Here is a 25,892-nt window from a genome sequence, read left to right as displayed (position 1 = left end):
AGCACACCGTCGGGTGCCGTTGGATGCTGCGTTGATCACCTGTACAGACCAGGCGGATGAGGTGCCTGGCATGACTCGACACCACACGACTGTGCTGAACAGCCGGCGCTTCCGCGGGGGATGGCTCGCCTGTGGGGCACTGTCCTTGGCCGCGCTCGCGTGTTCGCCCGCCGAATCCCCGGACGGTGTCGGGAGCGGGCTGCCACCACCACCGACGACGGCTGCACCGGTCACGGGTGGCGTCGTCGTGGTCCAGACCCATGAGGTTCCGCACCTGGGTGCCGTGCTCACCGGCCCGAGCGGCCGCACCGTGTACCTGTTCGACAAGGACCGGGACTCGCAGCCGACCTGTGTCGGCGGGTGCGCCTCGCCGTGGCCGCCCTTGACGACAACCGGACCGCCCGCTGCCGGTCCCGGCGTGAACCCCGCTCTGCTCGGTACCACCAGACGCCCGGACGGCAGGACACAGATCGTCTACAATGGACATCCGCTGTACTACTACGAAGGCGATGACCTACCGGGCGAGGCCAACGGTCAAACGGTGATCTCCAACAACGGCACCTGGTACGTGGTGTCGCCGGCCGGCGACAGAATCGCGCCGGGCGGAGGCGATTACTGACACAACTGCTCCTCGCTGGCTACCGGCGGGCGACTTCCCGGCCATGCGCGACCAGTGCGTAGATCACGACCAGGTCGAGCACGATGACCAGCGTCGACCACAGTGGATACGCCGAGAAGAACGCGATGTTGGCCAACACGCTGATCACCGCGAAGGCGATCGCCAGGGCACGCGCCCACGTGCGCCCGCGGAACACGCCGAACCCGACCAGCGCGAAGACCGCGCCCATGATCAGGAAACTCCACGCCACACCCGAGTAGCTGATCTGGACCGCACCCCCGGAGGGCGTGAGGAACGTGGTCCCCGAGCGGCCGAACGCGATCACACCGTTGATGAACTGGATGATGCCGATCAGGAGCAGAACCGTGCCCGCGAAGTACACCCATCCCACCCAGCCGGTCCGTGCCCCGCGTGCTCCGTGCGTTGCCATGATCGTCATCCTCTCGATCGCGAGCCATACGGCTCCCAGCCCCTGCCTGGCACTCACCCAGCACCACCGTGCCGCATCCGGAAAGCCACGCCCCAGGGGCCAAAGGCCCCGGCAGCAGAGCACGTGCGCGGCGCAGAATCATCGTGCCGGGCATTGGACCGAACTCGCCTGAACCAGCGATCGAACTCCCATCGGCTGCCGAGGTACCAGCGATGCCTTTCGAAGAGTTTTTTCTCAGCGCGCCGCCGGTGGCGAACGTCGATGAGCGCTACGGCGTATGGGCGTATTTCGCGATCTTCGCGCTGATGCTGTGTTCGTCGGCTGGAGTCCCGTTCATCGGGACGTTCGCTCTCGGTGGTGGCGCCGTGCTGGCCAGCCGAGGAGAGCTCGACCTCGCAGCCGTGCTCGTCGCTTCGATTCTCGGCGGTGAAATCGGCGGCATCGTCGGCTACCACATCGGTTTCAGGTGGGGTCGTCGCATCATGGAACGCCCCGGACACAGGCAGGAACAACGCCAACGACTTCTGACCCGTGGTGAACAGCTCTACCAGACCTGGGGGCGGCTCGCCGTCTTCGTGACCACGGCGATGATCTCCGGAGCCGCGCACATGAAGTTCTCCCAGTTCGTCGTGTGGAACCTGATCACCACCACGGCTTTCGTCCTCGCCGTCGGACCGGCGTCCTACGGGGCGGGCAAGATCGCCCACGGCCACCACGACGCCACCAGCATCGCCTTCCTCGTCTTCGGCCTGGCGGTTGCCGTCGTGCTCATCTGGTTCACACGTCGCCGCCGACGTCGCGACAAGCCGGTCACTGCGGCATCGTGACGGGCCAGGGACCCGATTCCCCGGCGTAGCCATGCATGCCGGGGCACGGTGCTCTCGATCGCTCTGCAGCGGGTCGGGAGCACCGTGCCCGATCATCATGAGGTGATCGTGTGCCGACCAGTCAGCTGACCGGGACCGGCGCGTTGTGCGCGATGAGCTTCTGCTCACGCAGGGCTTCCCAGAAGGCCGGCGGGATGTCCTCGGTGAGTGCGCTGAGGTCCTCGGCGATGCGGCTGGGGCGGGTCGCGCCGGGAATGACCGCGGCGACGGCCGGGTGGGCCAGCACGAACTGGAGGGCGGCGGACTTGATGTTGATGCCGTGCTCCTGTGCCAGTCCCGTGATGCGGTTGACCTTCTCGATGATCTCGGCCGGCGCCTCGGCGTACTCGAAGTGGCGGCCGCCGACGAGGACGCCGGAGCTGTAGGGACCGCCGGCGACGATGTCGACGCCCTGCTCGACGGCCGCAGGCAGCAGCCGCTGGAGGGCGCGTTCGTGGTCGAGGAGCGTGTAGCGGCCGGCCAGCAGGAACGCGTCCGGCCGCGGTTCGTCCAGGGCCAGCGTCATCTCCAGCGGCTCGACCCTGTTGACGCCCAGGCCCCATGCCTTGATGACGCCCTCGTCCCGCAGCCGGGTCAGGGCACGGAAGGCGCCGGTGCGAGCGCTCTCGTAGACGCCGACCCACTCGTCGCCGTAGAAGTCCTGGGCGACGTCGTGGACCCAGATGATGTCGATGCGGTCGGTCCTGAGGCGCTTGAGGCTGTCCTCGACGGAACGCAGGGTGGCGTCCGCGCTGTAGTCGTTGACGATCTTGTTGGGCAGCCCGTGTTCGAACAGGGCGCCCTTCTCACCCAGTTCGCGGCCCGCGGGGTCCTCGATCTCGTCGAGGATGACACGGCCGACCTTGGTCGACAGGACGAAGTCGTCGCGGGGCTGCTGGGCCAGGACCTCGCCGAGGCGGATCTCGGCGAGACCGGCGCCGTAGAGCGGCGCGGTGTCGAAGTAGCGGATGCCCTGGTCCCAGGCGGCCTGCACGGTGGCGGCGGCCTCGTCGTCGGGGATGGCGCGGAACATGTTGCCCAGCGGGGCGGAACCGAAGCCGATACGGCCGGGAAGCAGCGACGTGATGCTCACGGGAAACCTCACTCAGTTACTCGCGGGTGCGGGTCGCGGGCTCATGGTCATGAGCTCCGTTGTGCCGATGCCGAAGGCACCGACGGCGAGCGCCGGGAGCACGAGTGGCATGGCAACGGACCTCCCGCAGATAACCCGCACTGACTCCTTACAGGCACCGACAATATTTGCACGCGCGGGTTAAACGCAAGGGAATACTGGTGTTGCGCGCCTCATACCAAGGCGAACGATGCGCGGCGGCCTGCCCGGTCACCAAGCCGGGCAGGCCGCACGCTCCGGTTTCGTTCGTGAGTACCCGTGTTCGACGACGTCCGAGGGCTACCGCGCGCTCGGGAGCGGCGGGGTGGCCTGCTGGGTGTTGCCCAGGGACTGCAACCTGGTGGCGACCAAGCTGATCTCGGCCATGTTGGCGCGGTTGGGCAGGCTCACCGCGCACAACGCGGCCTCGGCCACGTCCTCGGGTTGCAGGCACAGCGCACGCACCTCGTCCGGCGGCGGACTCGGACGCCGGTCGAGGATGGGGGTGTCGACGATGCCGGGCAGGATGGTGCAGACCCGGACCCCGTGGACGTGTTCGTCCCGCGACGCGCCGCGCGCGAGGCCCAGCAGTGCCGACTTCGACGCACCGTAGGCGGCACCGCTGTGGTCCGGCCAGGCGGCGGCGATGCTGGAGATCAACACGATGTCACCCTGCCGTTGGCGGATCTGGTCCATCGTGGCCCGCATCAGCCGGAACACCCCGGTGAGGTTCGTCTGCACCACCTCGTCGAAGCTCTCGTCGGTGAGCTGGTGGAACCGGCGGTCCGTGATGTTGATCCCCGCCGCGCAGACCAGGATGTCGATCGGATCGTCCTCGGCCAGTTTCCCGGTCAGCTCATCCACCGCCGCCTTGTCCGTCACGTCGATCGGGTGCGGGACGAACGTGCCCGCTTCCAGGGCGTCCGGCGCGACCGACCGCAGGGCCTCCACCCGACGACCGATGCCGTGCACACGAGCACCCGCGGCGAGGAACCGCCGGGCGATCCCGGCTCCGATCCCGCTGCCGGCACCGCTGATCAGGGCCACCCTCCCGGCCAGCGGTCGGTGCGCGTCCGCCCCACCGGGCGCTCGCGCCACATCAGCTTCCGCAGACAATGCTTTCCTCCAGTGGTGTCGATGGGTTTCGCGGCCGGGTTCTAGAAGGTTCCGTCGATCGTGATTCCACCGTCGACCCGCAGGGTCGTACCGTGCACGAACGACGCCTCCGGGGAGAGCAGGAACGAGATCGCCTTCGCGATCTCGGCCGGTTCGGCCAACCGCCGCAACGGTGTTCGCCGGATCAGCGCCCGCTCGTCCAGCGAGCCCGAACGCAACCCACTCCGGACCATCTCGGTGGCGACGTAGCCGGGCGCCACGGCGTTGACGCGGATTCCAGCCGGCCCCCACTCGACGGCGAGCGTCCGGGTGAGTCCGAGCACGCCGCTCTTGGCGGTGGCGTAGGCGAGACGCCCCGGCAGACCGAAGGTCGATCCGACCGAGGCGATGTTCACGATGCTCGCGCGTTCGCTTTTCGCCAGAAAGGGATAGGCGCCGCGGGAGCAGTGCATCGCCCCCGTGAGGTGGACGTCCAGCTGCTGCGCCCAGCTGCGGCTGTCGAAGTCCTCCGCCGGCTGGCGGGAGATGACTCCGGCGTTGTTCACCAGGGCGTCGAGGCGGCCGATTTCCCGATCGATCGCCTCGAACATGGACTGCACGCTCGCCTCGTCGGTGACGTCGACGCGGACCGCGAGGTGTTCGACCGTGTCCCCGGTGTGCTTGGGCAGGTCGGCGACGCGGTCGCGGGCGGCGTCGAGGTCGAGGTCGGCCACCACGACGCGCCAGCCCTGCTCGGCCAGCACCTGCGCGGTGGCCGCCCCGATTCCGCGTGAGGCCCCGGTGATGACAACGGTGGGTTCAGGCATGCGCGGACTCCCGGTCGGCCGTGCTGAGCCGAGCCCGCCGGTACGGGTCGGGGCTGAACAGCGCGGTGATCACGGTGATGAGGGCCATGGCGGTCATGTAGATCGCGATGTAGGTGAAGCCGCCGCCGTCCACGGCCAGCAGGGCGGTCGCGATGAGCGGGGACAGTCCACCGGCGAGCACGCTGGCGGCCTGCTGGCCCAGCGAGGCGCCGCTGTAGCGCACCTTCGGCGGGAAGAGTTCGGCGTAGTAGGCGGGCTGCGGGCCGTAGACCGCGTGGTTGGCGACGTTGATGCACACGATGAGCGTCAGGTAGATCAGCGGAATGTACCCGGTGCCCAGCGACCAGAAGAACGGCCAGCTCAACGCTGCCATGAGAACGGAACCGAACAGCACCACCGGCCTTCTGCCCACGCGGTCGGACAGCGCTCCCCACAGCGGGAGACTGAACAGCCCCAGCGCCGCCGAGATGATGACTCCGAGGAGGAGGTCGTCGCGGTCCAGCGAGAGCACCGTCGTGCCGTAGGTGAGCAGGAAGGTGGTGTGGATGTAGAAGGTGCTGTTCTCGGCGAACCTGATCCCGGCGGCGCGCAGGATGTTCACGGGCTGCGTCCGGAGCACGGACAGCAGCGGCTTGCGCTCGATCTCGCCCGTCTCCTTCAGCTCCTGGAACACGGGCGACTCGGTCACCCGGAGCCGGATCACCAGACCGACGATGATGAGCACGGCGGAGGCCAGGAACGGGATTCGCCAGCCCCAGCTCGCGAACGTCGAGTCGGTCATGGTCGACGACATGCCGATGAACGCGACGTTGGCGATGAGCATCCCCAGCGGGACGCCCATCTGCGGCCAGCTGCCGTAGAAGCCGCGGCGGCGCGGTGGCGCGTGCTCGACGGCCATGAGGGCGGCGGCTCCCCATTCGCCGCCGACGCCGAACCCCTGGATCATGCGCAGCGCGACGAGCAGCAGGGGTGCGGCGATGCCGATGGAGTCGTATCCGGGCAGCAGGCCGATGGCGAACGTGGCGCCGCCCATGAGGGCCAGCGACAGCACAAGCATGGACTTGCGGCCCAGTTTGTCGCCGTAGTGGGCGAAGACGATGCCGCCGACGGGGCGGCAGGCGAAACCGACGGCGTAGGTGCTGAACGCCAGCAGGGTGCCGACGAAGGGCGAGGTGCTGTCGGGGAAGAACAGCGTGTTGAAGACCAGTGCGGTGGCGATGCCGTAGATGAAGAAGTCGTACCACTCGATCGCGGTGCCGATCATCGTGGCCCACGCGACGGTGCGAATACGGCTGGGTGGGGCTGCGGGGGTTTCGGATGTGGTTCTCATCAGCAGCTCCTTTGCTGCCCGGGGGGATGGTTGATCAGTCGGGTTGGACGGTTTCTTTGAGGAAGGGGCTGGGTTCGCGGGCAAGCTGCTCGAGCAGCCGCCCCGCGTGAGCGAGCGGCCACCGCCGCTTGAGCCCGTCAACTGGCCGGAGAAGTCCGCTCGCCAGGAGGCTCATGGCTTGGTGGAAGTCGCGGCGCTGATACATCTGGACGCCGACCAGCTCCCGCTCACCGCGTTGCAGCGCCACCCCGTCGACGTGGAGTTCCTGCGGGCTGATCCCGACCAGGACGGTTCGTCCTCCGCGGCACGTGGTGGCCAGTGCCTCGGTCGTGGTCGGTTGGGAACCGACACAGTCGAGTACCACATCCGCGCCTTCGGGGCGGATGGTACCGGCGACCGCTTCCCGCACACTGCGCCCGGCGGAACTGATGCAGTTCGGGATGCCGAGCAGGGTGGCGAGCTGAAGCCGCTGCTCGCTGCGGTCCACGATCACCACGGTCTCGACGTGTTCCGCCAGGAGGACCAGGGCGCAGAACACCCCGATCGGCCCGGCGCCGAGCACGACGACCTGATCATCCGTGCGGGCGGCGGCGCGGTGAACCGCGTGGACGGAGACCGCCAGCGGTTCGATGAGCACCCGCAGCTCGGGTGGGACCTCGGGCGGGATCGGCAGCAGGTGTTCCGGTTCGACGGTGATGAACCGGGCCATCCCACCGTCGATCTGGGCGCCGACGAACCGCATGTGCTCGCACAGCTGTTCCCTGTCGCGCGCGCAGTTGTAGCAGCTGCCGCAGCCACGCGGGGGTACGACCACGACCGGGGTTCCAGGCTCGAGGGTGCGTTGGTGGTCGGCCGCCACCGCGGTGCCGACGGCTTCGACCACTCCCCAGGTCTCGTGCCCAAGCACCATGGGTGGCTTGAGCACGGCATGCCCGCCAGACCACATCTTGACGTCGCTGCCGCACAGCCCGGTCTCGCGCACGCGGACCCGTACCTGGTCCGGCGGCACCGCGCCGAGCTCGGTCTCGACCAGTTCCACGCGTCCAGGGGCACGGACGCGCACCTGGCGCTGCCCCTCCTGGCCGCGGTGCGCTGCGGGCGAGGGTTTCTGGTCCGCCCTTGTCATGGCACCTCCATCCATCGGGAACGCCGGAGAGTTTGAATCACCCAGTGGACACTTGTCCAGAGGGTGGACAAATTTGTTCCATCGTGGTGCCATGTGTCCACGCAGTGAGCCGACTGGGAGACTGGAGCCACCGATGACGCAAGGAGGACAAGGAACCCCATGTCGGCTTCACCGAACGCCGCGCAACCGGCTCAGCTCCTCGGCAAGGTCGCTGCCGTTCTGGAGGTACTGGCGGCCCGGGAGCAAGCCACCACCGCCGAACTCGCCACCGCGGTCGACGAGCCACGCAGCAGCATCCACCGGCTCATGCAGGGCCTTGACCGGCTCGGCTGGGTCGAGAGTGGTGAAGGACGCGGCCAGTGGCGCCTGGGCCTGCAGCTGTTCCGGCTCGGCTCGAACGCCGTGCGGCATTTCGACGAGCGGCGCCTCGCGCTGCCGCACATGCGGGAGTTGCGTGCCGCGACCTCGCAGACGGTCTACCTCTGCATCCGGCGGGGTCTCGACGCCGTCTGCATCGAGCGGCTCGACGGTGAGTGGGTCCAGAGCCTCGCACTGCAACTCGGTGGTTCCCTGCCACTGCACCGCGGGGCCGCCCCGCGCGTGTTGCTGGCCCACTCCTCCGCCGAGACGGTCGAGGCGGCCTGTCGGCAGGCCGCCGCCGACCAGGACGAGCAGCGCGCGCCCGAGATCGCAGCGGCCCTACGTGAGCAGCTGGAGCAGATCCGCGCAGCTGGTTATGCCATCTCCGACGAGGACGTCACCCCGGGAATCGCCGCGGTCGGAGCACCGATCTTCGACTACTCCGGCGAGATCCGCGCCGCCCTGTCGGTCAGCGGCATCCGCAACAGCATCCTGGGCCCGCAGGCCGGAATCGTCGATCTCGTCGTCGAGACCGCCGCCAAGATCTCCCATCACATGGGACACGCACAACCGCCAGCCCCATCCGCGACCTGACCCGCACCCCGTCTCTCCCGAGCCACGGTGCCCGGTCGTTGGTGGGCCGGCACATCAATGAGACAAGGAGAGACGGTGACAAGCTCAACAGAGCTCGACCAGGAACGGATACAGCTGCTCGAAGAGCGTGCCCGTTTCGTGCGCACCGAGACGGTGCGGCTCATCGACATCGCGAAAACCGGGCACTACGCCTCGACCTTCTCCTGCGCGGAGATCTTCGCGGTGCTCTACTACGACATCCTCCGGCTCAGGCGAGGAGAGCCGGACTGGCCGCAGCGAGACCGGTTCCTCCTCGGCAAGGGCCACGCCGCCGTCGGGCTGTACCCGTTGCTGGCCGACTGGGGCTTTGTGGACCATGAGGTCCTCAACGGATACACCCGGCTGGGCAATCCGCTGGGGGACCACCCGGACATGGTCAACGTCCCGGGCATCGACTTCTCGTCGGGGTCGCTCGGGCACAACCTCTCGGTCGGGCTCGGCATGGCTCTGGGTGCCCGCTACGCGAGCGAGCCGTTCGACGTGTACGTGCTGCTGGGCGACGGTGAACAGGAAGAGGGGCAGGTGTGGGAGGCCGCCATGGCCGCGGCCCACCACGACGTGCGCAACCTCATCGCCATCGTCGATCGGAACAAGTACTCCCTCGACGGGCCGACCGACGAGATCAACCAGGTCGAACCCCTCCCCGACAAGTGGCGCGCCTTCGGGTGGAACGTGCACGAGGTCGACGGGCACGACATCGTGGCCCTCACGACGCTGCTGCGCAGCATCCGGGACGGCGAGCGGACCGCTCCCACCGTGGTCATCGCGCACACGGTCAAGGGAAAGGGAGTCAGCTTCATGGAGGAGGAGTTCGGCTGGCACCTCGGCTGGCTGGACACCGAAGACGAACGCGACGTCCACCGCGAGTTGGAGGCCCGGAAATGAGCACGATCACTGCGGACACCCCGGTCGGGGGCCTGCCCGGACGACGCGGAAACTCCTGGCAGCTCACCGACCTTCTGGAACAGGCGCCCGGGTTCACCGCGCTGTCCAGCACGCTGGCGGACCTGACCGATGAAGGTCACCCGATCGTCGTCGGCACCGCGGACCTGAAGTTCTCCAACGGACTCGTCCGTTACCAGCAGCGGCATCCCGACCGGTTCCTGCAGTTCGGCATCTCCGAGCAGAACATGGTCTCCGCCGCCGCCGGCCTGGCCGCCACCGGACTGCAGGTCCACGTGGCGACCTTCGCGAGCTTCCTCGCGCTGTTGTGCGCGGAGCAGATCCGCACCGACACGGCGTACACGAAGCTGCCCGTGCGGCTGATCGGCCACCACACCGGAATCACCCTCGGCTTCTACGGGACCTCGCACCACGCGACGGAGGACCTGGCGATCACCCGCAGCATCGCCAACCTCACCGTCGTGGCCCCCGCAGACCCCCGGCAACTCTCGTGCATGCTCCGGGCGAGCGTCGACGTGCCCGGCCCGATGTACTTCCGCATCGGCCGCGGACGTGACCCGGAGGTCTACGGCGCCGAGGACCTCGCGGACTTCTCGCTCGGCCGCGCCATCCGACACGGTGCGGGTGAGGATCTGGCCATCATCGCAACCGGTTCCATGGTGCATCCCGCGCTCGCGGCGGCAGAGCGCCTGCGCGCGGAAGGAGTCTCGGTCGGGGTCGTCGACATGCACACCATCAAGCCGTTCGACACCGACACCGTCGTCGACGTGGCCCGAGCGGCGCGGAACGTGCTGACGGTCGAGGAGCACAACGTCATCGGCGGGCTCGGCAGCGCAGTCGCCGAGGCCCTCGCCGAAGCAGGCGTCAGCGTCAACTTCCGGCGGCATGGGATTGCCGACCAGTACAGCCTGGTCGGCCCGCCCACGCACCTCTACCGGCACTACCAGCTCGACGCCGACGGTATCGCCGCGGTGGCGCGGCAACTCCTCGGGTGAGCGACGGGGTTCGCGGGTGGCAGCGGAGCCGCCCGCGAACCCCACCCCGGCGGCCGGATACGCACCGGAAGAACACGATCAGGCACCGAGTGCCACCGTTACTCATTGCACGGGCGGGCAATTGCAGCTTTGGTCTACCCTGGGACCCGGACGCCGCGCACGGAGGAGCCACGCACCGATGACCGCCACCGACCCCGCCCTCACCGCCCTCGCCCAGGGCTGGTGCGCCCTCTCCCTGCTTCACGGCCGGATCGAGGCCCACATCGAGCGCGCCCTGCAGGCCAAGCACGACCTGAGCGTGCGCGAGTACTCCCTGCTCGACGTCCTCAGCCGCCAGCACGACGGCGAGGGAGGTCACCTGCAGATGAAGCAGGTGGCCGACGCCGTCGTCCTCAGCCAGAGCGCGACGACCCGCCTGGTCTCCCGCCTCGAGGACCGCGGACTGCTCTCCCGCTACCTCTGCCCCACCGACCGGCGCGGTATCTACACCGACGTGACGGACGCGGGCCTGGCACTCCTGGAAGCAGCCCGGCCCACCAACGAGGCGGCCCTGCGCGAGGCGCTCGACGAAGCCGCGCAGAACCCCGAGCTCGCCCCGTTCGTCAAGGCGGTCGAATCGGCACGGGGCGCGAGCCCCGAGTGACTGAGGACGCACCGCGGCACCCGCGGTCGCACGGGCCGGTGCGGGATCTCGGGTCCGATGCGACGCGGTCCTGCCATGATGGGCCCGGCCGGGAGGTGCAGCGGGATGTACTTCGTGATCAAGTGGAGCGGGTGGGGACCGCTGGTCATCCCGCTAATGCTGGTCGGTGTCGTCTTCGGCGCTGCCGCTCAGGAACTGTTCGGTGGGACACCGCTGGTCACGGACACATGCTGGGTTCTGGGCTTTCTCGTCAGCGCGGTGCTGATCCGGACGATCGGCCGCAGGCTCAACCGCTTCGGCACCAGGCACACCCTGTACGACGTTCCGATGCAGCACTGGTCGTGGTTGGCGGTGACGTGCTCGGTGCTCGCCCTGGGCATTGTCATCCTGGTCCGCACCGTGTAGCGAGCCGGGATCTGGCTGCGCCGGACGCTGACCACGCCGCCGCGCGCCAGCCCTGGCGGTTCTGCGAGGATGCGCTCATGGACGACGGTGAAACGGCCCGCCCCCAGGTGCGAGCAGGCGGTGGTGCCGTGTGCGCCCACATCGGCATCGGCACCGACGACGCACAAGCGCGCAGAGCACGCGACCGACTGGCAGACGCGCTCGCCGCATACCGGACGGCTCTGCTCGAGGCCGCGTCCACCAGCGGGTCGGCATGGGGTGCCGGCCCTCAATGATGGCCTGTTCCGGTCAGAGCCGGACCGGTCCCGGCAGGCGCGCGGCTATCTTGTGCGGCATGAACCCGCTTCGACAGCCCCGCCCCTGGGTGCGGCTCGCGTCCGTCGCCGCGCTCGGCTTCGCGCTGTGGCTGCTGCTGGTCCCCCGGATCGCGCTCTACTTCGTCGACGATGGTGGCGAGCCCTACTCCGTCCGGGTCAAATACGCCTGGGGTCGGGGCACCAGCGACCAGCTCATGATCCTGCCGGCCGACCTGTTCGGCGAGGAGGACCCAGCAGTCGGCGACGGCGGGGTGGACGGGGTGGTCACCAGCGTTCGGCTCAACTGCGGTCTGGTGTTCACCTCGGGAGACAACGAAGCGGACAGCCCCCACGGCGAGGCGGTGTGCTCAGCGGTCGAGACGCCGCGACTGATCGGCGGAATCGGACTCGGCGTGCTCGGCATCGCGGGATTCGTGCTCGCCGGCCGGCTCCGGTCGACCCGCGATGACGAGGAGCTCGTCTAGCAGGCGCCCCAGCGTTGGCGGTACCCGGTTCGCCGCGGTCCGCTAACGTCGATCCGGTGCGCGTGCTGGTGACGGAGGACGACGAGAACCTGCGGGTGGCGGTGGCGGCCGCCCTGCGCGGCGCGGGATTCGCCCTGGACACCGCGGCCGATCTCCCCCAGGCGGACGAGGCGCTGGCCGTCAACGACTACGACTGCGTCGTCTTCGACCGGATGCTGCCTGCGGGCGACGCACTCGGCTACGTCGAGCGCCGCAGGCAGGCCGGCTGGGGTGTGCCGGTGCTGTTTCTCACCGCACGCGACGCGGTGCACGATCGCATAGCCGGGCTCACCTGGGGCGACGACTACCTGGTCAAGCCGTTCGCCGTGGCGGAACTGGTGGCCAGGGTGCGCAGCCTGTGCCGCCGCGGCGACCTGCCGGCGCCCTCGGTGGTGCGGTGGCAGGACCTCGAGGTGGACACCGGCGGGCACGAAGCCCGGCGCGGCGACACCCCGCTGCGGCTGACCCGCAAGGAGTTCATCGTGCTCGAACGGCTCGTCGCCGCAGCCGGCAACGCGGTGGGGCGGGCCGAGCTGATCGCCGCCGCGTGGGACGAGTTCGTGCCCCCTGCCTCGAACGTGCTCGACGTGGTGATCGCCCAGCTGCGCCGCAAGCTCGGCCCGCCGCCGGTGCTGCACACCGTGCGTGGGGTCGGCTACGTGCTCCGCGAACCCAGCGGCTGACAACACCTCGACGATCCGCCCGTCAGCGGGACCGCCCGGCGTCGATCGCGGTCAGCACGTCGTCGACGCGGATACCGCGCAGCTCGGCGGTGTTCGGTATCCGGCCCAGCCTGCGCAGGCGCCCGGCCTGGGTCTTGCGCATCCGCTCGAACAGCCTCCTGGCGTCCCGGGCGTTACCGAAGCCGGGAGCCGCCGAGATCCGGCGGAAATACTCGGTGAGGGCGGGCTCGGACCGCGGGTCGAGCTCGTAGTCGCTGTCCGCCACCATGCGGCTGATGATGTCGACGAGCTCGTGCGGGGTGTAGTCCTCGAATTCGACGGTCTTGGCGAAACGCGAGGACAGGCCGGGGTTCGCGGCGAGGAACTGGCGCATTTCGGCGGTGTAGCCCGCGACGATCACCGCGATCTCCTCGCGATGGTCCTCCATCAGCTTCACCAGCGTGTCGATGGCCTCCTGGCCGAAATCGCCGCCACTACCCGACTGCCGGGACAGCGTGTAGGCCTCGTCGATGAACAGCACGCCGCCGAGGGCCTGCTCGAACACCGTCGCTGTCTTCTCCGCCGTGTGGCCGATGTACTGGCCGACCAGGTCCCGGCGCGACACCTCGCGGAACTCACCTTTCGGGAGCACCCCGAGTTCGCGCAGGAGTTTGCCGTAGATCCGCGCGACCGTGGTCTTGCCGGTGCCCGGTGCGCCCGCGAAGACGAGGTGATGGCTGAGCGCGCCGACGGACAATCCGGCTCGCGCACGCCACGAGTTCACCTGGATCTCGTCGATCAGCGAACGGACCTCGGCCTTGGCGCCGCGAAGTCCCACCATGCCGTCCAGTTCCGCGAGCGAGGCGTCCAGGGGGCTCGCGCCGCCGCCGTGATCGGTGGGTTCCGACATGACCTGCGTGGTCGCGGTGGTCGCGAGCCGGATGGCGGGCTCGGCGGTGTTGTCGATGTCGCACCCCTCGATCGAGCCCCCGCAGTTCGGCCCCACGTCGATGCCGACGCCGCGGGCGTCGCGCACGGAGGTGCGGCGCAGCGCGGGCTCGCTGCGGTGGGCGACCGCGATGGCGGCCTGGCCGGTGCGCGCGATCCGGCAGTTGTCCACCACGGGCCGGGCGTGCTGGTAGATGTAGAGCCCGCGTTGCCCGCACCCACTCACCTCGCACGAACGGATCACGGGATCGGCACCGAGTCCGATGATCATCCCGTCCGCGGCGATGTTGTCGATGACGACGTTCTCCACCGCTCCGGACGTGCCTTCCAGCACCAGCCCGTGTTCCGCGCCGGTGATGGTGACGTCCCTGATCGCCACGGGGCCCGGCCCCCTGACCGCCACGGCCGGTCCGCGGTCCGCGCGCACGGTGCAGTCGGCGATGGTCAGCTCGGCGTTGTCGGCCTGCACCGCGGCGGCGTCCCCGGCCTGCACGGTCAGCCCGTGCACGGTGAGCGCACCACCGCGCGCGAGCAGCACCGGCACGTCGGCACCGGTGCCGTCAAGCAGCACGTCCGCGCCCTCGGCCGCGCGCAGGGTGAGGGTGCGGTCGACGAGTTCCAGCGTCTCCGCATACGTGCCCGCGGCGATCGACACGCACGTGCCGTCGGGGGCGCCGAGGATCGCTTCGCCGACGGTGGCGTAGGCACCGTGCTGGCCAGGATCGACCAGGACGGTGCGACCGGCGGATGTCGTCATCAGCTCGCCTTCCCCGTCAGCCAACCGCGGTCGGCGGCCTTGACTCCCGCCTGGAACCGGCTGCGTGCGCCCAGCCGGTTCATCAGGCTGGACACCATGCGGCGCACGGTGCGCACGGAGACGCCGAGGGCCGCTGCCGCCGACTCGTCCGTGCAGCCCGCGGACAGCAGCGCGAGCAGCTCCCGGTCGCGGCCCGCCAGCTCGGTGGTGTCCGGCGGGTCGCTCGCGGTGAGGGGTACCGCGGCGGGCCAGAGGTGCTCGACCAGCTCGGTGATCGTCTCGACGACGCTGGGCAGGTGGAGTACGGCGATGTCGTCGGGCCTGCCCGGCCGCTCGTTCGGCAGGATGGCGACCACACCGTCGACGACCAGTGCTTCGATCGGGACCGTGGGAATCGTGCGGATCTCCGCCCCGGCCTGCGCCAGCTTCCCGAGACGCCGCGCGGGTTCGGCGGCGGTGCGCACGTGGTCGGGGACCAACATGCGGTAGCGGACTCCGCGCCGCAGGTTGGCGTGGTCGATCCGGCGGCACGCCGCGACCGGACCACCCGGCCCCCCGGAAAGCGAGCTGACGACGAGCACCTCCCGCTGCGCGGCGGCGAGCCTCGCGTCCACCCGGGCGTGCCGGGACACCAGTGGCTGCGACGAGTCCCCGCGCAGGACCGCGAGCCGACGCGGCACCTCGCGGACTTCGGGCACGGTTGGGGTGATCATGGGTTTCCTCCGATCGGCAACGACGCGGCGACAGCCGGCGCGTGCTCGTTGTCCATTCGTTCCAGCCGCATCCCTCGTGCCGGTATCCGCAGCAGCCGCTCGGCGGCCGCGTCGGCGGCGGCGTCGGTGGTGGCCGCGACGCGCAGCACCGCGGTGTGCTCCGGCACGGTGATCGCGATGGTGCGGGCAGCACCGGGAGCGGCATCAAGCAGCTGGTACAGCGTGTGCAGGCGGGCCCGCAGCGGACGTGCGCCGAGGCCGGTGAGCCGGACGCCGACCTGCGTGATCGGCCCTGCGCGCCAGTACCGCCGTTCCTCCCGGATCGTGCCTCGGCCCGGTCCGGTGTGGGTGAGCGCGACCAGCGTCGCGAGTACCTCCGGCTCGGTCAGCGCGGCGATGCCCATGCCGGCCCTGCGGAGTGTGCGGTGCAGTGTGCGCACCGTGCTGTTCAGCGCGGCCAGCAGCTCGGTGTCGTCGGCGAAGCTCGGGTCGCGCAGCGCCCGCACCGCCAGCCACGCGCGGGTCTGGTCCGCCTGCCGTGGACCGCGGTGCAGCACGAGCTGCAGCCGGATGGCGGGCTGCGCTGCCCCAGGTTCGCGGGTGTCCGCCAGCAGCGCCCCCGACAGCGCGACCTCGGCCAGCGCAGCCGGGCCGGTGCCGACCGGTCGCAGGATTGCGAGCAGCTCCTCCCGGCGGCTCACCGCACCGGCGGTTGTTCCGGCGAGTTCGACGGTGCGCACCACGGCGCCCGGTGCCAGGACCTGCAGCAGGACGCGGCCGCCCGCGGCTTCGGGAAGCTCGAGGGCGCGGCGCCGCAGCAGCCACCGCGCTCGCAGCGTCAGTTCGTCGGAAAGCCAGCGGCCCCGCACCCGCACCGCGGTCCAGGCCAGCAATGCCGCTGCGGCCAGCACGCAGGCCACCGCCACCGGCCACGGCCCGCCGATCCCGAGCAGCGCCAGCACGACAGCCAGCTGCCAGCACACGATGCGCAGCACCGGCAGGTCGAGCGGGTTCCGCTCCGCCGGTCGCTCGGGCGGCGGTTCGGCCGCCGTCGGTGCCGCGGCGGGGGCCGACGGGACGGCCACCGGTTCGGTCCGCCCGACCCGCGGTGCCCGGGCAGGCCGAGCCTGCCGCGTCGCGGTGGTGCGCGCGGTGGCCCGTGCGGCCGCGACGGTCGCGACGGGCCGCCCGGTAACCTGTGGCGCTGCTGTCGCGGCGGGTTCCGACCGCTGGTGCTCGCCCGCAGCGGCGAGCCGTTGTTGTTGCCCCGCAGTCATCGTCAGTGTCCTCACGCGACTCGCACGGCCGGGGTTCTCGCCGGGGTGCAGTCCGGGCATCGCGCGTAGTGGCGGATGAGCCGGTGGCTGCGGTACCGCGCGTCCGGAAGAGCGTCGAGCAGACTGCGGTCCACCAGTGCTTCCAGGGTTGGTCGCACGGTTTCCGGTGTGCGGCCGAGCAGCCGCGCCGCCGTGGCCAGGTCGAACTCGTCGGGCAGTTCGCAGAGTGTGTGCAGAACCGAGCGCTGGGCCGCCGGCAGCTGCGCGAACGCGGTTTCCAGCGCACGGCGGTAGCCGTCGCGCGTGCAGGCCAGGACCCAGCACGGGCCGGCGCGGAGTGCACCGGCCAGCGACTGCAGCGTCCACAGGGGACGGGCGTGGAGTTTGGCAGCCACGTCGCGCACCGCGGCCGGTATCCCGCCGCAGAGCCGCACGGCGGCCGCGACCGCATCGTCGCCGCCGCGCGGGTCGACCGCGTCGTGTGCACGCACGCCCGCCGCGGCCCGGAACATCGCCACCGCGTCCTGTTCGACGAGCGGGCCGAGACCGATTCGCACGGCGCCGTCGATGTGCCAGTCGCGGTTGCGGGTGGTGACCAGCGTCAGGCTGGACCTCCCGGCGGGCAGCAGCGGCTCGATGTGGCCGAGGCCCTCGGCGTCATCGAGCACCAGCAGCACCCGGCGGCGTGCGAGCTCCGAGCGCCACAGTGCGGCACGGTCGTCCACCGAGTCCGGGATGAAGGCGTCGGTGACACCGATGCGGCGCAGGAGCCGGGCGAGCACATCGGCGGGATCCGGCGCTCGCGCGGCGGGCGACGCTGCAGCGCGGTCCGCGGCGGCGCGAGCACGCAGGTCGACGAAGAACTGGCCGTCGGGGAACGCGTCGGCGAGCCCATGTGCCGCGTGCACCGCGAGAGCGGTTTTGCCGACGCCGGGCATGCCGTCCACCAGCACCACGCCGCCGACTGCCCGGCGGATCGCGGCCAGTTCGACCGTCCGAGCCGTGAAGTGCGCCACGTCGCCCGGCAGCTCCCGCCGGGTGGTCGCGGTGGTCTCGCCCAGGGCGGCACGGTAGGCCGTGGTCAGCGCACGGCCCGGAGGTACGCCGAGCTCGGCGGCCAGGATCTGCTGGGCACACCCGTATGTGCGCAACGCCTCGGTGCGTCTGCCCAGCGCGTGCAGCGCGCGCACCAGGCTCGCCCACGATCCTTCGCGCAGCGGATCGTCCTCGGTGAGCGCCCGCAGCGTGTGCACTGCTTCCCGGGTACGGCCGAGCGCCAGCTGCGCTTCGGCGAGTTCCTCCCGCAGCTGGTGGTGCAGCTCCGCGAGCCGGTCGGCCGCGCAGCTGACGGCACGCGCCACGCCCTCGAACGGGAGTCCGCGCCACCACCGCAGCGCCGCTTCGAGCTCCGCGACCGCGGTGGCGAACTCACCGGCATCCGCCGCTGCGCGCGCCCTGGCCGCATGCTCGGCGACGCGGTGCGCGTCCAGCTCTCCCGGCTCGACCCGCAGCCGGTAACGGCCTGGCGCGCTCTCGATGCGCGGCTGGCCACCTGCCGCGGGCAGCATGCGCCGCAGCCGCCACACGTAGGTCTTCAGGTTGGCCTCCGCGGAGGCGGGCATGGCCGTTTCGTGCCATGTCGCGTCGATCAGCTCGGTGCTGCTGACCCAGGCGTTAGGGTGCAGTAACAGCGTCGCCAGCACGGCCGCGATCTTGCCGCGGCCGAGCCGGTACACCCCGCCGTCGGGGTCGTGCACTTCCAACGGCCCCAGAACGTGGAAGATCATGCCCCGAGGATCCCGCCACGAACATGAGGTTCCGATGACAGCGACAGCGCGTGTGCTGGTGGTCGAGGACAACGAGGATCTGCGGGTGGCGGTGACCACCGAGCTCGCGGCCAATGGTTTCCACGTCGACGAGGCCGCCGACCTGGCGTCGGCCGATGCCGCGCTCACCGACGGCGTCCACGACTGCGTGGTGTTCGACCGGATGCTGCCCGACGGTGACGCGGTGAACTACGTGCACCAGCGCAGCCAGCAGGGCTGGACCACCCCTGTGCTGTTCCTCACCGCCCGCGACACCGTCGCCGACCGGGTCGCGGGCTTCGAGCACGGCGGCGACGACTACCTGGTCAAGCCGTTCGCGATGGCCGAGCTGACGGCCAGGGTGTTCGCGCTGTGCCGCCGCTCCGGTAGGCGGCGACCCGCGGTGCTGCGCCACGCCGACCTCGAGCTGGACAGCGCGCGTCGGCAGGCACGACGAGCCGGCGTCCTGCTCACGTTGAGCGACAAGGAGTTCGGCGTGCTCGAGTACCTGATGACCCGCCCCGAACGGGCCGTCACCCGCGCCGAGCTGATCGAGCACTGCTGGGACACCAGCACCGACCCGATGTCCAACGTGGTCGACGTGGTGGTGCGCAGATTGCGGGCGAAGTTGCGGGGACCCGAGCTGATCCACACGGTGCGCGGTGTCGGCTACCGGCTCGGTGGCGGGCGGAGCGGGTCGTGACCTCCTCCGCCGACCGGCTGCGCCGACTGCGCCGGCTGCTCACCCTGCTGTTCACGGTGCTCAACGCCGCCGGGTTGCTCGTGCTGGCATGGCTTTTCGTCGCGCAGGACCGTGAGCACCGGGAACTGCGGATGGATGCCGAGCTGAAGCTGGTGACGGCGGCGGCGGCGCGGCTGCTGCAGTACCACGGCGACACCGTCATCACGGCGTTCCTCGGTCAGGACCAGATCGACACGAGTTGTCCCGAGTTCGCGGTTCTCCCCGCCCGTACGGGCGGTTTTGAGCCGCACTTCAGCCAGCGCGACTGCGCACCGGTGGATCCGGGTTCCCTGCAGTGGCTCGCGCGGGAAGCGACCACCAGCGGCCGGTTCGTCGAGGGCTACGTGCCCGGTACCTCCAACGGCCTGATCCGGGTGGTCGCCCAGCCGTTCCTCAGTCCGGGTGGCCAGTACGTCGGCGCGATCGTCGCCGCCAGTGACGCGACCGCCGAACTGGCCGGGCACCGCGGTGTCGTGCTGTGGGTCGTCGGCGGCTGCGTGCTGCTGGTGGGTGTGGTAGGCGTGACCGGCCACGTGCTGTCGGGCAGGGCCATCCGGCCCGCGGTCGCGGCGCTGGAACAGCAGGAGGTGCTGCTCGCCGAAACCGCCCACGACCTGCGCACTCCCGTGGCCGCGCTGCGAGCGCTGGCCGAAACGGCCTGGCGCAATCCCGCGGACCGGCCCGACCTGCTGCCCCGCACGGTGCGGCTGGCGGCTCGGATGGGTTCCATCATCGACGATCTGCTCGTCCGGGCGAGGCTCGCGGCCGGGGTGGAGAAGCTGGCCATCCAGCCCGTCTGGCTGGATCAGCTTGTCGCGGGCGTCGTCGAGGAGACCTCCGCCCCCGACGCCCAGGTCACCGTCACCACGGCACCGACGAAGGTGAACGCCGATCCGGGCCTCGTGCAACGCGCCGTCGGTAACCTGCTGGACAACGCGCTGCGCCACGGCCGCCAGCCGGGCTCGCCGGCGATCGTGCACATCACGGTCGCGGGCGGCCGGGTGACCGTGGCCGACCACGGTCCCGGGATCGACGCCTCGGTCGCGGAGGAGACCTTCGACCGGTTCACCAGCGGCGGCGGGTCCAGCGGTCTGGGCCTGTCCATCGTGCGCTGGACCGCGCAGGCCCACGGCGGGTTCCTGCGCGTCTACAACGCGGAGGAGGGCGGCGCCATCTTCGAGCTGGAGTTCCCGGTCGCGCAGTAGCGGGCCACGTGTGCTGGGCCGTCCGAGTTCTTGTACCCGATGTGGACCCGCCGTGTACCGGCGTGTCCTAGGCTCTCACCCGTGACGAGGAGGAAGCTGCGGCACCGCCTACCGGTGGCACTGCTTGTGGCAGCCTGCGTGGGCACCGTGGCGATCGCGGTCTCCGGTGCGAGCGAATACCCGCGAGGGTTGGATTTCGCGCCGTCCGGGCACTGGATCGCGAACCCGGATCTGGACATCGCCTTCCACGTCAACGGATCCGCCAAGTCGGTGGACGTGCAGGCCCCCGTGGACATCGACCCGGGCAGCCGCGTCTACCAGGGGGAAACCAGCGCGTACGTGGTGGGCCAGGGGCGGATCACCGAGTTCGGCAAGTCCACGCTGAAGGTCGAGCGCACCATCACGCCACCGACCGGCGAGCTGCCGGTCGGCATCGAGGCGCCCGGCGGGCCGTACCTCGTCTACCGTGAGGCCGGAACCGTGGTCCGGCTCGGCGATCGGCCCGCGACGATTCCCGCGGGGCGGGGTCTGGGCGACCCGGTGGTCACGCCGGACGGCACCCTCTGGTTGCACCGGCGAGCGTCGGGCGTGCTGTGCAAGCTTCCCAGGGACGCGGAGCAGGTGTCCTGCCCCACCGCGACGCCACCGGGCCGAAGCGGTGCGCTGACCGTGGTGGGCCAGCAGGCTGCCTTCGTCGACACCACCTCGGACACCGTGCGGGTGGTGGCGGATGGGCGGCTCGGCGACCCGGTGGCCCTCGGCGTCGACCTGCCGGCCACGGCCGAGGTCGGCTCCGCGGACGCGGCCGGGCGCATCCCGATCCTCGACCCCGCCAAACACCAGCTGCACCTCCTCGACGGCGGGCGGCTGCTCACCGCACCCGGCCCGCCGCCCGAGCCGGTGACGGTCCAGTTGCCCGACGGTGAGTTCACGAGCCCGGAGCCGAGCGGTTCCTCGGTCGTCCTGCTTGACCTGCAGGGCAACGCCGCGCACACGTACACCAGCGACGGCAGGCCGCAGGGGGTCACCCCCATCCCTCCGGAAACCGGGGAGCCGAGGCTGACGCGCGGCGAGGACGGTCGTGTCTACATCGACGGCGACAAGGGCGGGCACGTGATGGTCGTCGACACCGACGGCACGGTGAGCCAGGTGCCGCTGGTCGGCGAGGAAGAACCGGACGGGGCCCGGAAACCGCAGGCCCCACCGGCCGAGCCGGAACCGGAATCCACGTCGCAGCCCGAGCCAACCCCGGATCCGTCCGTGCTGGCCGAGCGGTCGCGGACCCGAGAACCTGACCCGGTTCCCAGTCGTGAGCAGTCACAACCGCTGCCGCCGCCGCGTCCCAAGCCGCCGCCGGAGCACAAGCCGGTGCCGGCGAGCCCGCCCGGCATCGCACCGGACCTCACGGCCACGCCGCAGGGCGACACCGTACAGGTCTCCTGGGGCGCCGCCGACCCCAACGGCGCGCCGGTGACCGCCTACCACGTGTCGTGGCAGTCGGCGGCTGGTACGGGCAGCCGCACGGTTGCCGCCAGCACCCGCTCGACCGTCCTTTCCGGACTCATCAGGGGCGCCAGCTACACGGTCACGGTCGTCGCCGAGAACAGCGCCGGTCGCAGCGCCCCGGCCACCACGCGGGTGACGGTGCCCGACGACGGCGCACCAATCGTCACCGTGACCCGTGGCCGCACGGAATCCCACGACGCCGGCTGCCGACCGCCGGAGTGCGGCCTGATGCTGTTCACGTTGACCGGTTTCGAGCCCAACACGGACTACACCGTCACGCCGTACTCCAACGCCCCGGGCTATCCGGGTGACAACCCCGAGGACGGGTGCACCACCGACGGCAACGGTTTCTACCAGGATCAGGCGTTCCCGTTCGCGCAGGTCGGCTACGAGGTGTGGGTTGTGGTCGAGGGCCCGGACGGGCAGCGCTACGAGTCCAACCACTACACATGGGAGTCGGGGTGAGCCGCACGCGAGCCAGTGAGGTGGCCAGGCTGATCACCGAGAACGTGCAGCAGGTGATCCGCGGGAAACCGGAACTGGTGCGGCTGGCGATCGCCGCGCTGCTGGCCGAGGGCCACCTGCTGATCGAGGACGTGCCCGGTCTCGGCAAGACCACGCTGGCGCGGTGCCTGGCCCGCAGCATCGGCGGCGGGTGGAGCCGCATCCAGTTCACCCCCGACCTGTTGCCGGGCGACATCACCGGGGTCACCGTGTACCACCAGAAGGAGGAGCGGTTCGCCTTCCACCCCGGCAGCGTGTTCGCGAACGTCGTGGTGGCCGACGAGATCAACCGCGGCACCCCCAAGACGCAGTCGGCGTTGCTCGAGGTCATGTCGGAGCGGCGGGTGACCGTGGACGCCGTCACGCACGAGGTGCCCCGCCCGTTCCTCGTTGTCGCCACGCAGAACCCGATCGAGATGGAGGGCACCTACCGGCTTCCGGAGGCGCAGCTCGACCGGTTCCTGATGCGGCTGTCGGTGGGCTATCCGGACGTGGCCTCCGAGGTGCTGGTCATCATGAGCGACTGCGCCGGGGTCGACGCCGATGACCTGCCGGCCGTCGTCGACATCGACACCCTGCGCGGGGCTATTGCGGACGTCCGCCGTTCGTACCTGGACCGCGCTGTCGTCGAGTACGCCGCCAGGCTCACCGCGGCCACCCGGAACCACGCGGCCGTCCGGTTCGGTGCCAGTCCGCGGGGCAGTATCGCGCTGGTGCGGACCGGGCAGGCCCTCGCCGCGATGGCCGGGCGCGGGTACGTCACGCCCGACGACATCAAGGCCGTCGCCAAGCCGGTTCTCGCCCACCGCCTGGTGTTGACCGCGGAGGCCGAGCTGAACCAGCGCAGCAGCGACGAGATCATCGCCGAGGTGCTGGCCGCGACACCCGCGCCGGCGATCAACGCGGTCGGCAGGTGACCGTGCGTCCCACCCGGCGCGGCATCGCGGTGCTCGTCCTGGCCGTGCTGCTGGTCGCGTGTGGACAGTGGGCGGGTTTTCCGTTGCTGCGTGCGCTGGGTGGGATGCTGCTGGCCGCGGTGCTCGCCGCTGTCGCGGTGACCGCGCGCCGCGTGCGGGTGACCGTGACCCGCTCGGTCTATCCGGACCGGATCGAGCGTGGCAAACCCGCGCTGGCGCGGCTGCGGGTGCGCAACCCGGTCGGCACGCGCCAGCCGGCGTTCCTCGCCACGGACACGGCGGGCGGTGCGACGCAGACCGTGCGGATCCGCCCGCTGCAGCCCGCTGCGGAGGCCACCTACCACTACGAGCTGGCCGTCCGAGCCCGTGGCAAGGTGACCGTGGGGCCGTTGCTGCTGCACCGGGTCGACCCGTTCGGGCTGGCCACCAACCGGTTGCCCACGGGCGAGACGGCCACGTTGTGGGTGCACCCGCGGCAGTTCCCCGCCCGGGCGCTGGTGAGCGCTCACCTCCGGCACCACCACGAGGGAGCCACCACCGACGACCCGCTGCGCGGCTCGATGGACCTGCGCGACGTGCGTGAGTACGTGCCCGGTGACGAAGTGCGGCACCTGCACTGGAAAGCCACCGCGCGCACGGGCAGGCTGATGGTGCGCGACCTCGCCGACCCGCAGCAACCGCGGTTCACCGTGCTGCTGGACACCCGCCTCGGCGCGTTTTCGCCGCAGGTCTTCGAGGAGGCCGTTGACCTCGCGGCCTCCCTGCTCGCCGCGTCGGCGCGCGCGGGACAGCACAGCAGGCTCGTCACGTCGTCCGGGCTCGACGTGCCGACGCCCGGCGGCACCCTGGCCGCGCGCAGCCTGCTCGACGCGCTCAGTGAGCTGGCGCGGGGCGACGGGGAGGCCCTGGTGCCGGGGGCGTTGTCCGCGAGCCGCGGGTTCGGGGGCTGCCTGGCGGTGGTCACCTCGGCGGGCAGCGAGATGTCGTCGCTGGCCTGGTTGCGGCACCGCTACTCCGCGATCTTCGTGTTCGCGCTCGGCGGCGACGGACGCGGTGCCCGCGCGGTGACGGGGGCGCGGGTGCTCGTCGCCGACAATGCCGAACAGGCCGTGCGCCGGTGGAACGAGGTGATCGGATGACGCGGCTTCCGGGCCTGCCGACGGCCTGCGTGGTGCTGGCGGCCGTCGTCGCGGGACTGCTGTTCGCCCCCGTTTTCGGCGTGCTGCCGCTCATCCTGCCGCTCGTCGTCCCCGCCGCGGTGGCGTTCGCGGTCACCGTCGTCAGCTCGCGCCGCGACGCGGTGGTGCCGTGGCGCCCGGTGCTGGCGCTGCTCGCGGGCCTGCTTGCTGTCGTCGAGACCCTGCTGCTGCCCACGACGGTGGCGGGCGTGCCGACCGGCGAGACACTCCGCGCACTGGTCACCGGGGCGACGCAGTCGTGGCGGCTCGCACTGCAGTCGACCTGGCCGGCCCGGCCGGAACCTGAGCTGATGCTGTTCGTTCCGCTGCTGACACTGCTGGGCTGCGTGCTCGGCGTCGAGCTGCTCGACCGTTGGGGAGCGTTGCCCGCGCTGTTGCCGAGCTTCGCGGTGGTCGTGCTCAGCCAGTGCTACCGCGCCACGACCGGCGTCGCGGCGGTGCTGGCCGCCGTGGCGTACGCGGGCGCGGCCGGGACGCTGCTTGTGACCACCGGGGCCGATCAGGCCACCGAGAAACGGAGCCTCGGGTCGGTTCGGCTCGCCGCACCCGCGGTGGCGCTCGCCGTGGTCGCCGCGATCGTTGGTGGTCTGCTGCCCTCGGGCGAGGCCCGGTACGCGCTGCGGGACAACCAGTTCGCGCCGCTGGAAGACAGCAGCGTGACCAGCCCGCTGGACGAGCTCGCCGACCGGCTGACCCACCCCGACATCCCGGTGTTCACAGTGGACGCAGACGCGGGGGTGGACCGGTGGCCGGTGGTGGTGCTCACCGAGTTCGACGGCGTCAACTGGACTCCCGGAAACCGGTACCGCAGGCTTGGTGCCGCACTGCGGCCTGGGCCCGAGATCGCCGTACCCGTCAAGCGGAGGTCCGCTGACATCGACCTGGTCGATTCCGGCGGGCCGTGGCTGCCGAGCCAGCCCCTGCCCGCCGGGGTGGAGGGCGTCGAGCCGCTCGTGGAGGAGCGGCAGGGCTCGCTGCTCCTCCCGCACGCGGCGCGGCCGGTCGGCTACACGCTCAGCTGGTGGGAACCGCAGGTCGACCGGAACGCCCTGCAGGGCGCGGCGATCGATCGTTCCCTGGCCGCCGAGACGGGCGGAGTCGGACAGGTGCCGCCGGGGATCGCCGAGCTCGCCGATCGCGCCGTTGCGGTCCGGCCGACGTTTCAGGCCGCGGTGGCGCTGGAACGCTTCCTGCGTACCGAGTACCGGCTCGCCACGGGGCAGCACCTGCCCACCGGTCACTCGTGGCCGCAGCTCAAGGAGTTCCTGCTGGACAGCAAGCGCGGCACCAGCGAGCAGTTCGCGGCCGCCTACGTCGCGCTCGCCCGGATCAAAGGGATTCCCGCGCGGCTCGTGGTCGGCTTCCGCGCCCCCGTTACCGTTTTCGCGGCTCTGATCTTGGAGCTCTGGTCGCCAGGCTCGGCATGACTTTGTCCCCCAGTCGAACGGATGATCCGGGGGGTGGTGTCACCGGGCCTGGTGGCATCGGTGGACC

Annotated in this window: 25 protein-coding genes; 15 read left to right on the top strand and 10 right to left on the bottom strand. The window is 70.9% G+C overall.

Annotated elements, in window-relative coordinates; genetic code table 11:
* Positions 1-19 precede the first annotated feature (19 nt).
* Positions 20-619 carry a COG4315 family predicted lipoprotein gene (locus IEY17_RS19200; RefSeq protein ID WP_229680317.1) on the top strand — a complete coding sequence of 200 codons (600 nt, stop codon included), beginning with the start codon at positions 20-22 and terminating at the stop codon, positions 617-619.
* Between the two features lie 19 nt (positions 620-638).
* On the opposite strand, the gene IEY17_RS19195 is transcribed toward IEY17_RS19200, so the two are convergent.
* Entirely contained in the window at positions 639-1,049 is a 411-nt protein-coding gene (locus tag IEY17_RS19195) for a DUF7144 family membrane protein (protein WP_188989737.1), read from the bottom strand.
* A gap of 68 nt (positions 1,050-1,117) precedes the next feature.
* Here IEY17_RS19195 and IEY17_RS19190 point away from each other — a divergent pair, with 68 nt between their 5' ends.
* Positions 1,118-1,876, top strand: coding sequence for a DedA family protein (locus IEY17_RS19190; protein ID WP_229680316.1), 759 nt, complete (start codon positions 1,118-1,120; stop codon positions 1,874-1,876).
* Between the two features lie 121 nt (positions 1,877-1,997).
* Here the strand turns inward: IEY17_RS19190 and IEY17_RS19185 are convergent, their stop codons facing one another.
* The 5 genes from IEY17_RS19185 to IEY17_RS19165 all read right to left on the bottom strand — a co-directional run bounded on the left by IEY17_RS19185 (position 1,998) and on the right by IEY17_RS19165 (position 7,404).
* Complete coding sequence (locus IEY17_RS19185) at positions 1,998-3,008, bottom strand: aldo/keto reductase (RefSeq protein ID WP_188989736.1); 1,011 nt, start codon at positions 3,006-3,008, stop codon at positions 1,998-2,000.
* A 318-nt stretch (positions 3,009-3,326) separates the two neighbouring features.
* A complete protein-coding gene (locus IEY17_RS19180) occupies positions 3,327-4,124 on the bottom strand; it encodes an SDR family oxidoreductase (RefSeq protein WP_188989734.1) in 798 nt (265 codons plus the stop codon).
* A 59-nt stretch (positions 4,125-4,183) separates the two neighbouring features.
* Positions 4,184-4,948, bottom strand: a complete 765-nt coding sequence (locus IEY17_RS19175) for an SDR family NAD(P)-dependent oxidoreductase (RefSeq protein WP_188989732.1) — start codon at positions 4,946-4,948, stop codon at positions 4,184-4,186.
* Positions 4,941-6,278: an MFS transporter gene (locus IEY17_RS19170; RefSeq protein WP_188989730.1), complete on the bottom strand. Its 1,338-nt coding sequence runs from the start codon at positions 6,276-6,278 to the stop codon at positions 4,941-4,943. Before IEY17_RS19170 ends, IEY17_RS19175 begins: the two co-directional genes overlap by 8 nt.
* A gap of 34 nt (positions 6,279-6,312) precedes the next feature.
* Positions 6,313-7,404 (bottom strand): zinc-dependent alcohol dehydrogenase, encoded by a 1,092-nt coding sequence (locus IEY17_RS19165; RefSeq protein ID WP_188989728.1) that lies wholly within the window; start codon positions 7,402-7,404, stop codon positions 6,313-6,315.
* Positions 7,405-7,563: 159 nt separating this feature from the next.
* Between IEY17_RS19165 and IEY17_RS19160 the strand changes: the two genes are divergently transcribed.
* From IEY17_RS19160 to IEY17_RS19130, 7 genes are all read left to right on the top strand, one after another.
* Positions 7,564-8,358: an IclR family transcriptional regulator gene (locus IEY17_RS19160; protein ID WP_188989726.1), complete on the top strand. Its 795-nt coding sequence runs from the start codon at positions 7,564-7,566 to the stop codon at positions 8,356-8,358.
* Positions 8,359-8,433: 75 nt separating this feature from the next.
* Complete coding sequence (locus tag IEY17_RS19155) at positions 8,434-9,282, top strand: transketolase (protein ID WP_229680315.1); 849 nt, start codon at positions 8,434-8,436, stop codon at positions 9,280-9,282.
* Positions 9,279-10,295: a transketolase family protein gene (locus IEY17_RS19150; RefSeq protein WP_188989722.1), complete on the top strand. Its 1,017-nt coding sequence runs from the start codon at positions 9,279-9,281 to the stop codon at positions 10,293-10,295. The genes IEY17_RS19155 and IEY17_RS19150 overlap by 4 nt, the downstream gene beginning before the upstream one ends.
* Positions 10,296-10,473: 178 nt before the next feature.
* Positions 10,474-10,938 (top strand): MarR family winged helix-turn-helix transcriptional regulator, encoded by a 465-nt coding sequence (locus IEY17_RS19145; RefSeq protein ID WP_188989720.1) that lies wholly within the window; start codon positions 10,474-10,476, stop codon positions 10,936-10,938.
* Between the two features lie 105 nt (positions 10,939-11,043).
* On the top strand, positions 11,044-11,343 hold the full coding sequence (locus IEY17_RS19140) for a hypothetical protein (RefSeq protein ID WP_188989718.1): 300 nt from the start codon (positions 11,044-11,046) through the stop codon (positions 11,341-11,343).
* A 334-nt stretch (positions 11,344-11,677) separates the two neighbouring features.
* On the top strand, positions 11,678-12,124 hold the full coding sequence (locus tag IEY17_RS19135) for a hypothetical protein (RefSeq protein WP_188989716.1): 447 nt from the start codon (positions 11,678-11,680) through the stop codon (positions 12,122-12,124).
* Positions 12,125-12,180: 56 nt separating this feature from the next.
* On the top strand, positions 12,181-12,846 hold the full coding sequence (locus tag IEY17_RS19130; RefSeq protein ID WP_188989714.1) for a winged helix-turn-helix domain-containing protein: 666 nt from the start codon (positions 12,181-12,183) through the stop codon (positions 12,844-12,846).
* Positions 12,847-12,868: 22 nt separating this feature from the next.
* Here IEY17_RS19130 and IEY17_RS19125 read toward each other — a convergent pair whose 3' ends face one another.
* The 4 genes from IEY17_RS19125 to IEY17_RS19110 are packed head-to-tail and all read right to left on the bottom strand — an operon-like array spanning position 12,869 to position 18,307.
* A complete protein-coding gene (locus tag IEY17_RS19125) occupies positions 12,869-14,530 on the bottom strand; it encodes a right-handed parallel beta-helix repeat-containing protein (protein WP_188989712.1) in 1,662 nt (553 codons plus the stop codon).
* Positions 14,530-15,243 (bottom strand): helix-turn-helix transcriptional regulator, encoded by a 714-nt coding sequence (locus IEY17_RS19120; RefSeq protein ID WP_188989710.1) that lies wholly within the window; start codon positions 15,241-15,243, stop codon positions 14,530-14,532. Before IEY17_RS19120 ends, IEY17_RS19125 begins: the two co-directional genes overlap by 1 nt.
* A complete protein-coding gene (locus tag IEY17_RS19115; RefSeq protein ID WP_188989708.1) occupies positions 15,240-16,520 on the bottom strand; it encodes a hypothetical protein in 1,281 nt (426 codons plus the stop codon). Before IEY17_RS19115 ends, IEY17_RS19120 begins: the two co-directional genes overlap by 4 nt.
* Positions 16,521-16,531: 11 nt before the next feature.
* Positions 16,532-18,307: an AfsR/SARP family transcriptional regulator gene (locus tag IEY17_RS19110; RefSeq protein WP_188989706.1), complete on the bottom strand. Its 1,776-nt coding sequence runs from the start codon at positions 18,305-18,307 to the stop codon at positions 16,532-16,534.
* Positions 18,308-18,341: 34 nt separating this feature from the next.
* On the opposite strand from IEY17_RS19110, the gene IEY17_RS19105 reads away from it, so the two are divergent.
* The 6 genes from IEY17_RS19105 to IEY17_RS19080 all read left to right on the top strand — a co-directional run bounded on the left by IEY17_RS19105 (position 18,342) and on the right by IEY17_RS19080 (position 25,825).
* Positions 18,342-19,028, top strand: a complete 687-nt coding sequence (locus tag IEY17_RS19105; RefSeq protein ID WP_188989704.1) for a response regulator transcription factor — start codon at positions 18,342-18,344, stop codon at positions 19,026-19,028.
* Positions 19,025-20,272, top strand: coding sequence for a sensor histidine kinase (locus IEY17_RS19100; RefSeq protein WP_188989702.1), 1,248 nt, complete (start codon positions 19,025-19,027; stop codon positions 20,270-20,272). The genes IEY17_RS19105 and IEY17_RS19100 overlap by 4 nt, the downstream gene beginning before the upstream one ends.
* 81 nt (positions 20,273-20,353) lie before the next feature.
* Entirely contained in the window at positions 20,354-22,243 is a 1,890-nt protein-coding gene (locus IEY17_RS19095) for a fibronectin type III domain-containing protein (RefSeq protein WP_229680314.1), read from the top strand.
* The gene (locus IEY17_RS19090; RefSeq protein ID WP_188989698.1) at positions 22,228-23,199 is read left to right on the top strand and encodes an AAA family ATPase; all 972 of its coding nucleotides are present in this window, start codon (positions 22,228-22,230) and stop codon (positions 23,197-23,199) included. Before IEY17_RS19095 ends, IEY17_RS19090 begins: the two co-directional genes overlap by 16 nt.
* Positions 23,196-24,338 (top strand): DUF58 domain-containing protein, encoded by a 1,143-nt coding sequence (locus IEY17_RS19085; RefSeq protein WP_308424007.1) that lies wholly within the window; start codon positions 23,196-23,198, stop codon positions 24,336-24,338. The genes IEY17_RS19090 and IEY17_RS19085 overlap by 4 nt, the downstream gene beginning before the upstream one ends.
* Complete coding sequence (locus tag IEY17_RS19080; protein WP_188989696.1) at positions 24,335-25,825, top strand: transglutaminase TgpA family protein; 1,491 nt, start codon at positions 24,335-24,337, stop codon at positions 25,823-25,825. Before IEY17_RS19085 ends, IEY17_RS19080 begins: the two co-directional genes overlap by 4 nt.
* The last annotated feature ends 67 nt before the right edge of the window (positions 25,826-25,892 follow it).

The sequence above is a fragment of the Saccharopolyspora thermophila genome, assembly GCF_014646075.1.
Taxonomy (GTDB): Bacteria; Actinomycetota; Actinomycetes; order Mycobacteriales; family Pseudonocardiaceae; genus Saccharopolyspora; species Saccharopolyspora thermophila.
This window is presented reverse-complemented; position numbering and strand designations above follow the sequence as displayed.